Below are 11,890 nucleotides of genomic sequence, written 5' to 3'. Positions count from 1 at the left end.
GTGGGGGCCGCGTACGCAAGGAGGGGGATCGGGGACGGTTGAATGTCGCTGGATGACGATATCCGCATATTGTCCGGTGTGGATCTCTTCGAGGGATTCACGCCTGAACAATTGCGCCTTATGGCCTTCGGAGCCGAAAGCATTTCCCTGCGCAAGGGCCGGACCCTCTATTGGGAAGGCGGAAACGCCGATTGTGCCTTCGTCGTCGCTTCGGGCAGCATTGCGCTTTACCATGAAACCGATGGAGAGCGTCATATCCTCGAAATAATGGAAGCCGGGTCCATACTCGGCGAATTCGCGCTGATCGCGGAGGGAAGACGGCTGACAAGTGCCGCGGCCGAAACCGATTCGCAGCTTCTGCGCCTCAACCGCACGATGTTCCGCCGGATCCTGGAAGAATATCCGGAGACGGCGCTCGATTTGCATCAGCGCATCGCCGCAAATCTTCGGGCGATGATCGCAAGGATCGAGAGGGTGATGTCCCGCTTCTAGAGCAGGATGAGCCTACTCGAAGGCGAAGCGCGCAATGACCGGCACATGGTCCGACGGCCGGTCCCAGCCGCGCGCGTCGCGCAGCACCTCGATACCGCTCAGGCTCTCCACGAGATTCTCCGACGACCAGACGTGATCCAGCCGGCGGCCGCGGTCGGAAATGTTCCAGTCGCGCGCCCGGTAGCTCCACCAGGTATAGAGCTTCTGCTCCGCCGGCACGTGCTTGCGCATGAGATCGGCCCATCCGCCGTTGCAGCGAACGGATTCCAGCCCTTCCGTTTCGACCGGAGTGTGGCTGACGATCTTCAGCATCTGCTTATGCGACCAGACATCGTTCTCCAGCGGAGCGATGTTGAGGTCGCCGACAAGGATCGTAGCCGAATGACCATCATATTCGGCGCGAACCGCGTGCATTTCTTCGAGAAAATTCAGCTTGTGCCGGAATTTCCAGTTGGCCTCCGGGTCCGGCTCGTCGCCCCCGGCAGGAACGTAGAAATTGTGCAGAAGCAGCCGATGGCCGCCCGCCTCCACGGTCGTGGAGATATGCCGGCTGTCGCCCATCTTGCAGAATTCGCGTTTCTCGACGATCTCGACGGGCCGCCGGGCAATGGTGGCGACGCCGTGATAACCCTTCTGGCCGTGTATCGCGATGTGGTTGTAGCCGAGCTTGCGGAACCCCGCGATCGGGAACTGGTCATCCGGGCACTTCGTTTCCTGAAGGCACAGCACATCTGGTCGGTATTCTTCCAGGAAGCGCTGCACGATCGGCATGCGCAGGCGCACCGAATTGATGTTCCAGGTGGCGACGGTGAAGGGCATGGAAATTTATACCGGCAATTCCTCGAGAAAGCCGGAAAATGCCCATCCATTCACTTGAATACAAGTTCCCGGAGGCGTTTGGCCGCAGGCTGGCGAGCTTTCCACAACAAAGCCCGCCTGCATGATTTAAGATCAGCGTCGGTTCTGCGGCGTATTCATTTCGTTGACGCGGCGGTAGTCGATCTTGAAGACGCTTGGATCGAAGCTCACGCCCTGCTGGACATTGAAGATCATCACGGTCGTGTCCTTGCCCTGGGCATCCGTGATCGTCCATTGGCGCAGTTCATAGGAATTGGGATCGAACATCATGGCGATGGTCGAGTTGCCGAAAAGGGATTTGTCGGCAAGCCTGATCGTGGTCAGGTCGGAATCTTCCTTCACGCTCTGCACCTTGCTGCCGGAAAGGTCGATCCGCTCGTCCAGGAGAAGCTTCAGCGGGGTCTTGGAAAGCGGATAGAGATCGGCGGTACGCATCTTGTCGTTATGTATGACCACCGACTGGCCGTCCGAGACGACGCGGAAGCCCGAAGGCTCCTCGTAATTGAAGCGGATCTTGCCCGGCCGCTGGATATAGAACTTGCCGCCGGTCTGTTCGCCGCCGGGGCCGAACTGCACGAATTCCCCGGTCATCGTCTTAACCTGGGAGAAGTGGTCTGCTATGCGCTGGGCAACATCCGAAGCCGCCTGTGCCGCACCGGAAGCCATGGTGATGGCTGCGGAAAGGCCGATCACCGTCAGGCCGCGAAGTGCTCTCTTCGCCAATCGAAGCGTTCCGGGAATTGTTCTTTCGCTCATGGTCTTCACTCGTCTGGTTCGCCTTCGCAAATAGGCAGCCAGTAGGGCCGAAATTTGTTCGCGCAGTGCCGGATCAATGGCCGACATGCGCGTTCGTTCCATCCTGGCGAGCACGGCGTTCACATTCGCGTCAGAAGTCTTCCTCCTCGGTCGGAACGAGTATTTCGCGCTTGCCCGCATGATTGGCCGGACCGACGATGCCTTCCTGCTCCATGCGCTCTATGATGGATGCGGCACGGTTGTAGCCAATGCCGAGGCGGCGCTGGATATAGCTGGTCGAAGCCTTGCCGTCCCGCAGGACAACCGCCACGGCCTGATCATAGGGATCGTCCGATTCCCCCATATTGCCGGCGCCACGTCCGGAGCCGCCACCAGAGGAATCCTCGTCGCCGTCATCCTCTGTGATGGCGTCGAGATATTCCGGAACACCCTGCTGCTTCAGATGCGCCACCACCTGCTCCACTTCGTTATCCGAGACGAAGGGGCCGTGGACGCGCTGGATGCGGCCGCCGCCGGCCATGTAGAGCATGTCGCCCATGCCGAGGAGCTGTTCGGCACCCTGTTCGCCGAGAATCGTGCGGCTGTCGATCTTCGAGGTCACCTGGAAGGAGATGCGGGTCGGGAAATTCGCCTTGATCGTGCCGGTGATGACATCGACCGAGGGGCGCTGCGTAGCCATGATGACATGGATGCCCGCGGCGCGCGCCATCTGCGCCAGACGCTGGACCGCGCCTTCGATATCCTTGCCGGCGACCATCATCAGGTCTGCCATTTCGTCGATGATGACGACAATGTAGGGCATCGGCTCGAGGTCGAGATTCTCGGTCTCGTAGATCGCCTCGCCGGTCTCGCGGTCGAAGCCGGTCTGCACCGTGCGGGTGAGGCTCTCGCCCTTCTTGCTGGCGGCCGTCACGCGCTGGTTGAAGCCATCTATGTTGCGGACGCCGAGCTTCGACATCTTGCGATAACGATCCTCCATCTCCCGCACCGTCCATTTGAGCGCGACCACCGCCTTTTTCGGATGGGTGACGACAGGCGTCAGCAGATGGGGGATGCCGTCATAGACGGAGAGTTCGAGCATCTTCGGGTCGATCATGATCAGGCGGCACTGCTCCGGCGTCATGCGATAGAGCAGGGAGAGGATCATGGTGTTGATGGCGACCGACTTGCCCGAGCCGGTGGTGCCGGCGACCAGGAGGTGCGGCATCTTGGCGATGTCGACGGTTACGGCTTCGCCATTGATCGACTTGCCGAGCGCCAGTGCCAGCTTCGCCTTGGTCTGCTCGAAATCCCGACTCGCCAGGATCTCGCGCAGATAGACGGTTTCACGGGACGAATTCGGCAATTCGATACCGATGGCGTTGCGGCCCGGCACCACCGCGACGCGGCAGGCGATCGCGCTCATGGAACGTGCGATATCATCGGCAAGTCCGATGACACGCGACGACTTGATGCCCGGCGCGGGCTCCAGTTCGTAAAGGGTGACGACCGGGCCGGGGCGGACATGGATGATCTCGCCCTTGACGCCGAAATCCTCCAGCACGCCTTCGAGCAGGCGCGCATTCTGCTCCAGCGCGTCCTTGGAAAGGCTGGGGTTCTTCCCGGAGGACTTGGGCTCGGCGAGGAAATGCAACGACGGCATCTCGAACTCCCCCGTCCGGATCAGGGAGGGTTGCGCCTCGCGACGGACGCGCGAACCCTGCGCGGGACGAGGGGCGGGATTTTCGACACGGGCGGCAGGGGCTGCCCGTGGCTGCGCCGGCTGCGGGTCGAAATCCTCGTCATCGGCATCAGGATCGAAGCCGTCGCTGAAATCTTCGTCGAAGCCGGGTTCGACTCGCCCCCGAGCCACTGAGGGCATGTCGAAATCGTCCCGCTCACGGTGCTTGGCAGGCAATGCCTCCAGCGATTCGTCCTCCTGCAGCCGGGCGAAGTTGCGGCGCAGGAACGCGCGAGCCGAAAGCCACCAGTGCGCGATGATGCCGAAGGCCACAAAGCCGCCATCGCTCTCGTCCTCATCGGCCTCCTCGTCGATCATCCCATCTTCCTCTACGGAGTCGGGGCGGATGTTCTGACGGCGGAGCACACCGGCACCGAAAAAGGTGAGCCATGCGGCGGGAAAGGCCAGAACGACAGCGACCAGGATGCCGATCGCGCCTTGCGGATAGCTGCCCGTCACCAGCGAGGGCAGTTTCAGGACGATGTCACCGAAGACGCCGCCGAGCCCGGTCGGCAGGGGCCAGGTCTCTGGTGCGGGCAGGCATCCGGCGATGCCGGCGGCAAGGACAGCGCCACCGAACCAGGCAAGCGCGCGCCGTGCCGGCCGGTCAAGACCGCGCGCTGTGGCCAGATAAATGCCCCAGAAAGCCGCCGGAACGAGCCCCGCCACTGACGCAAGGCCGAAGAACTGCATCGCCAGATCGGAAAAGACCGCACCCGGATAGCCCATGGCATTGGTGACGGGATTGGATGTCGCGTGGCTGAAGCTCGGATCCGCCACATTCCATGTCGCAAGGCTCGCCAGACAGAAACTGACAGCCGCCAGTATGGCGATGCCAATGCCGCGCTTCGTCTGCCGGCGCACAAACCCCTGCAATCCGTAGCTGCCGTGATCGAAATCCAGTGTTGCCGAAGACCCGGAACGCATGCCCTTTTCCCCGTCCGTGCGTGATGGCGGCGCCACGAGACGCCTTTCGGAATCATTGCGGGCAGACTATCGGCGGGAAGGTTAAGGCCGCATTAACCATGGGGCGATGGACCACGAGAGCGATGGCCTTGGCCGCCTGATACGGCCCCATGGGCTTTCATAAAAAGGGGGCCCGGCGAACCGGGCCCCAGTTGCACTGCAAGCAGGATGCCTTTCGGCAAGGAAGTCCGGCCGGGCATGTTCTGCCCGGCCGCATGGTTCAGGAGTGGTAAGCCACTTCGCCGTGCGAGGTGATGTCGAGCCCGGTGCTCTCGGCTTCCTTCGTCGGGCGGAGCCCCATGATGGCGTCGACGACCTTGTAGAGTATCGCCGAGACGACGGCGCACCAGACAATGGTGACGACCACGGCCATGATCTGGGTCCAGACCTGCCCCCCCATGGTGACGCCTTCGGCATAGCCGACACCGCCCAGCGTGCTGGAAGCGAAGAAGCCGGTGCCGATGGCGCCGACAATGCCGCCGATGCCGTGGATGCCGAAGACATCGAGAGCATCGTCGTAGCCGGCCTTCACCTTGACGACGGAGACGAAGTAGTAGCAGACCGCGCCGGCGATGAGGCCGAGGACGATCGCGCCGACCGGGCCTACGAAGCCGGCCGCCGGCGTGACCGCGACCAGGCCGGCAACGATGCCGGATGCTGCGCCAAGCATGGAAGCCTTGCCGCGCGCCATCTTCTCGACCAGGCACCAGCCGACGACAGCACCAGCGGTGGCGGTGAAGGTGTTGATCATGGCCAGCGCGGCGGTGCCATTGGCCGCAAGCGCCGAACCGGCATTAAAGCCGAACCAGCCGACGAACAGGATCGAGGCGCCGATCAGCGTCAGCGGCAGCGAATGCGGAGCCATATTATCCTTGCCGTAGCCGGTCCGCTTGCCGATCAGGATGGCGCCGACCAGAGCGGCAATGCCGGAATTGATGTGAACGACAGTGCCGCCGGCGAAGTCCATCGCACCCCAGCCGAAGAAGAGTCCGTTGGCATCCCAGGCCATATGGGCGATCGGGAAGTAGACGAAGGAAACCCAGAGAATGACGAACAGCACCACCGAGCCGAACTTCACGCGCTCGGCGAAGGCGCCGATGATCAGCGCCGGCGTAATACAGGCGAAGGTCATCTGGAAGCAGATGAAGACCAGTTCGGGAATGCTGCCCGACTCCGATTCCGGCGTGACGCCGGAGAGGAAGACCTTGCCGAAGCCGCCCCAGAAGGCACTCTCGCTGCCGCCGAAGGCGAAAGAGTAGCCCCACAGCACCCATACGATGATGACGGCGGCTGTGATCATGGTGCACTGCATGAGCACCGACAGGATGTTCTTTGCGCGGACGAGGCCCCCGTAGAACAGCGCGAGACCCGGCAGGATCATGAACAGGACAAGGATGGTGGAGACCAGCATCCAGGCGGTGTCGCCGGTGTCCAGAGCCGAGGCAGCGGTTTCCGCCGCTTCTGCGGCCTCTTCGGCAGCTTCCTGTGCAAATGCCGGCAAGACCGACAGGGCGGTTGCCATCGTCCCCCAGATGGCCAGGCGCCCAGCCTTTGTAAGTTCCGAAATCTTCATTTCACTCTCCATGTAAATACGGCTCAAAGCGCGTCGGTATCAGTCTCGCCCGTGCGGATGCGCACCGCCTGATCGAGCGGATAGACGAAGATCTTCCCATCGCCGATCTGGCCCGTCTTGGCGGCCGTGCCGATGGCATCGACCACCTTGTCGACGAGGTCGGTGCTGACAGCGATCTCGATCTTGATCTTGGGCAGGAAGCTGACGGCATATTCCGCGCCTCGGTAGATTTCGGTGTGCCCCTTTTGCCGACCGTAGCCTTTGACCTCGGTGACAGTCAGGCCTTGGATGCCGACTGCGGTGAGCGCCTCGCGCACCTCGTCGAGCTTGAACGGCTTGATGATTGCCATGACGATTTTCATTCGCTTTCACCCTTGCGTTTTGGGTCCCCACGACTTGCCTGTTATCGCCGGACGCCCGTGCGGCCGGTGAATGGCAAAGGGAGAATCAAACGCCGTGCCAATTGGGGGAAAAGCGGATTAACCGTTTGAAAGGAAATGGAATTAAGGCCCGTCGCGAAACCAGCCCTTGATTAAGGACAAAACAATTTGGCTAATTAATATGCAATTTTTGAAAAATGCCTATTTTGTGCGCAGTCGCATGAGGCCTTCTTGAGCCACTGAAGCGATCAGGGTGCCGTCGCGTGCATAGAGGAAGCCGCGCGAGAAGCCCCGCGCCCCGCGCGCGGAGGGACTGTCTTGGGTGTAGAGAAGCCAGTCGTCGAGCGGATTGGGGCGATGGAACCACATGGCATGGTCCAGGCTCGCCATCTGGACGTCGGGATCGAAGCCCGAGCGGCCATGGGCGAAAGTCGCGGTATCGAGCAGTGTCATGTCGGACAGATAGGCGAGGATCGCGGCCTGGAGGGCACGATCCGCGGGCACTGGTCCGGTTGTGCGCAGCCATACGTCCTGGCGCGGCGGCAGCTTGTCGCGTGTGGTATAATGGGCGACATGCACCGGACGCACGTCCAGCGGCCTTTCGCGCGCCCAGAAGCGGCGGATGTTTTCCGGAACCCGGTCGCCGAATTCGTCGATGAGCTGGCGCTGGCTCCTGAGCGTTTCCGGCTGGGGCACATCCGACGGCATTGGAATCTGATGATCAAGCCCCTCTTCCTCGACCTGGAATGATGCCTCCAGCGAAAAGATCGCGCGGCCATGCTGGATGGCGACCACGCGCCGGGTCGTGAAGCTGCCGCCGTCCCGGATGCGATCGACGTCATAGATGATGGGCACCGCCGGATCGCCCGGAAGCATGAAATAGCAATGGAGCGAATGCACGTGGCGGTCCGCCGAGACTGTCCGTTGCGCGGCAGTCAACGCCTGGCCGATCACCTGGCCGCCGAAGACGCGCTGCCAGCCCACCTTGTGGCTGCGGCCACGGAAAAGGTTGTGTTCGAGCCTCTCCAGGTCGAGTATGGAAAGAAGCTCTTGCATGGCTGACGACATGTCGCGGGTTCCCTCCAGCGGCAATTGAGCACAAACGGTTTCCAACCCGAAGCAAAGACCTAAGTCAAGCAAGAGGATACCGGAACAAGGACAAGCACGATGGCCGATTCGACAGTATCAGAGGCGGGTTCGGGCAAGCGTTTCGACATGGTGATTGCGGGCGCGGGCTATGTCGGGCTGGCCACAGCGGTATCGATCCGGCAAGCGCGGCCGAACCTCTCCGTGGCGATCGTCGATGCTGCTCCTGCCGGGGTGTGGGAGCGCGATGGACGCGCCTCGGCCATCGCGGCCGCTGCATGCCGAATGCTCGGCCGCCTCGATTGCTGGGAAGAGATCGCACCTGAAGCGCAGCCGATCACCGAAATGATCATTACAGATTCCCGCACCTCCGATCCGGTGCGGCCGGTTTTCCTGACCTTTGGCGGCGAGGCGGCACCCGGTGAGCCTTTTGCTCATATGGTGCTGAACCGGGTCCTGAACGGTGCCTTGCGGCGGCGGGCAACCGAACTCGGGATCGACATGATCGAAGGGGTGGCGGTGGAGAGCTTCGAGACCGGCTCTGGTTTCGCCACAGTCCATCTCGCCGACGGCATAAGCCTGGAGACGCGCCTGCTGGTGGCCGCCGACGGCGTGAGATCCCGCCTCCGGGACATGGCCGGCATCAAGACGCTTCACTGGGATTACGGCCAATCCGGCATTGTCTGCACCGTTGCCCATGAGCGGCCGCATAACGGGCGCGCCGAAGAGCATTTCCTGCCGGCAGGGCCGTTTGCCATCCTTCCGCTGAAGGGTAATCGTTCCTCGATCGTGTGGACCGAGCGCACGGCGGACGCGGAAAGGCTGGTGGCCGAGGACGAGATCGTCTTCGAGCATGAACTCGAGCTCCGCTTTGGCCTGAAGCTCGGCGAGATCCGCGTCGAAGGCCCCCGCAGGGCCTGGCCGCTCGGGCTGACGCTGGCGCGCGACTATGTGGCGCCGCGATTCGCACTCGCGGGCGATGCGGCGCATGGCATACACCCGATCGCGGGACAGGGGCTCAATCTCGGCTTCAAGGATGCGGCTGCCCTCGCCCAGGTGGTGGTCGAGGCGGACCGGTTGGGCGAGGAGATCGGCGCGCTTGATGTCTTGAGGCGTTACGAGCGCTGGCGCCGCTTCGATACCGTCCAGATGGGCGTCACCACCGACGTGCTGAACCGGATGTTCTCGAACGATTTCGGCCCCATGCGCGCCATCCGCGATATCGGCCTCGGCCTGGTCGATCGCCTGCCGTCGATGAAAGGCTATTTCATCAAGCAGGCCTCCGGACTCGGCGGTCCGACGCCGCGGCTCTTGCAGGGCGACGCGATCTAGGCTCGCCAAGCAAGGCGGGGCGCTCCATATCCATTCCATTCTGAACCAACCGGCAAAGGAGAAGGCCATGAAGCGTCGCGCGAATGCATTATGGAAAGGATCGCTCAGCGAAGGGAAAGGGCAACTCACCACGCAAAGCGGAGCCTTTGAAAGTGTCCCCTATTCCTTCAAGGGGCGGTTCCAGGACGAGAGCGGCCAGTCGGGGACCAATCCCGAAGAACTTCTCGCGGCCGCCCATGCCGGTTGCTTTGCCATGCAGCTTTCGCATTTCCTGGCCGAAAACGGCACCACGGCCGATACGCTCGAAGTCCAGTCCGAGGTCACCTACGGCCCGGCGGCGGGCGGCGGGTTCGAGATTACCGAGAGCGCCCTGACCCTGACCGCCAAGGTTCCCGGCATAGATGAGGCGAAGTTCAAGGAATTGGCCGAGAAGGCCAAGGCGGGCTGCCCCGTCTCCAAGGCGCTCGGCGCCATCGGGATCACGCTGGAGGCAAGGCTCGCCTGATCCTGTCAGACCGGAATCCGCCCGCGACATATTGCTTATGTCGCGGGCTTTTTTGCGCAATGGATGGTCTTCCCTGCAGTCGCATTCGCAACCAAAAACCGCGCATCTCCGTTTAGAATCCATTCCTGAAGACATTCGTTCGGGAGGAATGAGATGCTTCATTCTGGCGAAGCGCGGAAACTGAAATATCCGCGTGAATCCACCCTTTCCCTTACTGAAATAACAGCCGATGCTGCGCGGTCCGAGGCCTTCGACGGCCATGAATGCATCTGGCTCGGACGCGATGACAAGCGCGGGCTGACAGCGATCGTGGCAATCCACAATACCGCGCTCGGACCGGCGCTTGGCGGCACGCGCATATGGCCGCATGAGAGCTTCGATGCGGCATTGACGGATGTGTTGCGGCTTTCCAGAGGCATGACATACAAGTCTGCCGTGGTCGGCCTGCCCTTCGGCGGCGGCAAGGCTGTTATCATTGCAGATCCGAAGACAGGCAAGACGCCCGAATTGCTCGAAGCCTACGCCGAAATGCTCGCCGCCCTCGAAGGGCAGTTCTTCACCGGCGAGGATGTCGGCCTGACCGTTGCCGATGCCGATTTCCTGCGCGCGCGCACCCCGAATGTCACCGGCACCACCCGTGGCGGAAGCGGCAACCCGTCGCCTGTGACGGCCGAAGGCGTCTTCCTGGGCATCAAGGCGGCGCTCAGGCATCGGCTCGGAACGGACAGGCTCGACGGCATGGTGATCGCGGTGCAGGGGCTTGGTTCGGTCGGCTGGTCCCTGTGCGAAAAGCTGCATGGGGAAGGCGCAAGGCTCATCGTCTCCGATATCGACGCCGCCCGCGTTAAGAAAGCACGCTCGGCATTTTCGGCCGAAGCGGTTCCCGCCGACGCGATCGGCAGCGTCGAGGCGGATGTGTTCTCCCCTTGCGCACTTGGCGGGGTCCTTTCTCAGGAAACGATCCCCGGCCTGAAGGCGCGGATCGTTGCGGGTTCGGCCAACAATCAGCTTGCCCGACACGAAGATGCACGGCTCCTGATGGAACGTGGCGTGCTCTATGCACCCGATTACGTCATCAATGCCGGCGGCCTGATCAATGTGGCGGCAGAACTCGCGCCCGGCGGTTACGACCGGGCGGCGGCGATGGCCAGGGTGGCCGGGATTCCCGTCACCTTGCTCGACATATTCGAGCGCGCGGAAAAACAGAACCTTCCCACGAACGACATTGCCGCCGAGATCGCGATGGAGCGTATCAGGGCAGCCCGGCGGTCCTGAAAGGGTCTTGTTCAGTCGGCTTGCGCGGCCTGCTTGTGGATTCCCCGGAGGGCGGCCGCGCCCCAGACCTGCTCAAGCCGGGCGTCGCGTCCGCATCCTTCCCTGTAACCTTTGTAGGCCTCGGCCTTGGTCACATAGCCGAAGCGGGTAAGGATGCGCTCGTCGCTCCGATAGTAGTTCTGGTGGTAGGCCTCGGCCGGCCAGAAGGCGGAGGCCGGTTCGATCGGGGTGACGATCGCGCGTCCGAGTTCCTCTTCCGCTGCCTTCTTGGCCGCCTGCGCTTCCATCGCCTGCTTGTCATTCAACGCGTAGATGGCGGTCGTATAGCTCGCCCCCCGATCGCAGAACTGGCCGCCGGCATCTGTCGGATCGACGGAATGGAAGAAAACGTCCAGCAATTCAGCATAGGATACCCGGGCGGCGTCATATTCGATCCTGACTGCCTCCCGATGCCCGCCGGACGCATAGTTCCTGTAGGTCGGATTCTCGATCGTGCCTCCCGTATAGCCGGAAACCGTCGAGGTCACGCCGGGCACATGATCGAAATCCGCCTCGACGCACCAGAAGCAGCCGCCGGCGAAAATTGCTGTATCCGCCGCGGCTCTGCCATGCTCGCCCGCGAGGGCTGTGAGAGACATCAAGACAATAAGTGCCGATCTGCGGACCATCTTCGCTCGCTCCCTTTTTCGGCAAGCTCGTATCCGGACAATGGAAAGTTTCAAATCAAAAGGGAACAAGCCTGCGTGATTATGTCTGGCAGTCGCTGTGCAGCCTGGTGCGGAATGCGAATTATAGTTCAGTCTGTCGCCAGCGCTCGTTATCTACCGTCGAAATCTTTCTGTCCCCGGGAACGTCATTGGTAAGCCGAGGACACACCTTCTTGTTGCCACGCCCCGTTGCCGGTCTGGCCATTGAGAGAATGAGGGCAGTCGGGAAGCGGGGCGCGA

General features: G+C 62.2%; 11 protein-coding genes. 4 read left to right on the top strand and 7 right to left on the bottom strand.

The genetic code is table 11. From position 1 onward, the window contains the following. Positions 1-42: 42 nt before the first annotated feature. Positions 43-492: a cyclic nucleotide-binding domain-containing protein gene (locus tag L598_RS06025; RefSeq protein WP_144861069.1), complete on the top strand. Its 450-nt coding sequence runs from the start codon at positions 43-45 to the stop codon at positions 490-492. Positions 493-504: 12 nt separating this feature from the next. Here the strand turns inward: L598_RS06025 and L598_RS06020 are convergent, their stop codons facing one another. The 6 genes from L598_RS06020 to tesB form a co-directional block, all read right to left on the bottom strand. Further along, positions 505-1,311 carry an exodeoxyribonuclease III gene (locus L598_RS06020; RefSeq protein WP_144861068.1) on the bottom strand — a complete coding sequence of 269 codons (807 nt, stop codon included), beginning with the start codon at positions 1,309-1,311 and terminating at the stop codon, positions 505-507. Positions 1,312-1,443: 132 nt separating this feature from the next. Next, positions 1,444-2,106 (bottom strand): outer membrane lipoprotein carrier protein LolA, encoded by a 663-nt coding sequence (locus L598_RS06015; protein ID WP_144861067.1) that lies wholly within the window; start codon positions 2,104-2,106, stop codon positions 1,444-1,446. A 130-nt stretch (positions 2,107-2,236) separates the two neighbouring features. Further along, entirely contained in the window at positions 2,237-4,753 is a 2,517-nt protein-coding gene (locus L598_RS06010) for a DNA translocase FtsK (RefSeq protein ID WP_144861066.1), read from the bottom strand. 259 nt (positions 4,754-5,012) lie between these two features. Continuing rightward, entirely contained in the window at positions 5,013-6,365 is a 1,353-nt protein-coding gene (locus tag L598_RS06005) for an ammonium transporter (RefSeq protein WP_144861065.1), read from the bottom strand. 23 nt (positions 6,366-6,388) lie between these two features. Beyond that, positions 6,389-6,727 (bottom strand): P-II family nitrogen regulator, encoded by a 339-nt coding sequence (locus L598_RS06000; protein ID WP_144861064.1) that lies wholly within the window; start codon positions 6,725-6,727, stop codon positions 6,389-6,391. A gap of 219 nt (positions 6,728-6,946) precedes the next feature. Beyond that, on the bottom strand, positions 6,947-7,813 hold the full coding sequence (gene tesB / locus L598_RS05995; protein WP_144861063.1) for an acyl-CoA thioesterase II: 867 nt from the start codon (positions 7,811-7,813) through the stop codon (positions 6,947-6,949). 99 nt (positions 7,814-7,912) lie between these two features. Here tesB and L598_RS05990 point away from each other — a divergent pair, with 99 nt between their 5' ends. The 3 genes from L598_RS05990 to L598_RS05980 all read left to right on the top strand — a co-directional run bounded on the left by L598_RS05990 (position 7,913) and on the right by L598_RS05980 (position 10,943). Next, positions 7,913-9,163 carry a ubiquinone biosynthesis hydroxylase gene (locus L598_RS05990; protein WP_144861062.1) on the top strand — a complete coding sequence of 417 codons (1,251 nt, stop codon included), beginning with the start codon at positions 7,913-7,915 and terminating at the stop codon, positions 9,161-9,163. Between the two features lie 67 nt (positions 9,164-9,230). Further along, positions 9,231-9,668, top strand: coding sequence for an OsmC family protein (locus tag L598_RS05985; RefSeq protein WP_144861061.1), 438 nt, complete (start codon positions 9,231-9,233; stop codon positions 9,666-9,668). A 153-nt stretch (positions 9,669-9,821) separates the two neighbouring features. Further along, positions 9,822-10,943, top strand: a complete 1,122-nt coding sequence (locus tag L598_RS05980) for a Glu/Leu/Phe/Val dehydrogenase dimerization domain-containing protein (RefSeq protein WP_144861060.1) — start codon at positions 9,822-9,824, stop codon at positions 10,941-10,943. 11 nt (positions 10,944-10,954) lie between these two features. On the opposite strand, the gene msrA is transcribed toward L598_RS05980, so the two are convergent. Next, on the bottom strand, positions 10,955-11,581 hold the full coding sequence (gene msrA, locus L598_RS05975) for a peptide-methionine (S)-S-oxide reductase MsrA (protein ID WP_246658660.1): 627 nt from the start codon (positions 11,579-11,581) through the stop codon (positions 10,955-10,957). Between the last annotated feature and the right edge of the window lie 309 nt (positions 11,582-11,890).

This window comes from Mesorhizobium sp. J18 (assembly GCF_007829525.1).
GTDB lineage: Bacteria > Pseudomonadota > Alphaproteobacteria > Rhizobiales > Rhizobiaceae > VLJP01.
This window is presented reverse-complemented; position numbering and strand designations above follow the sequence as displayed.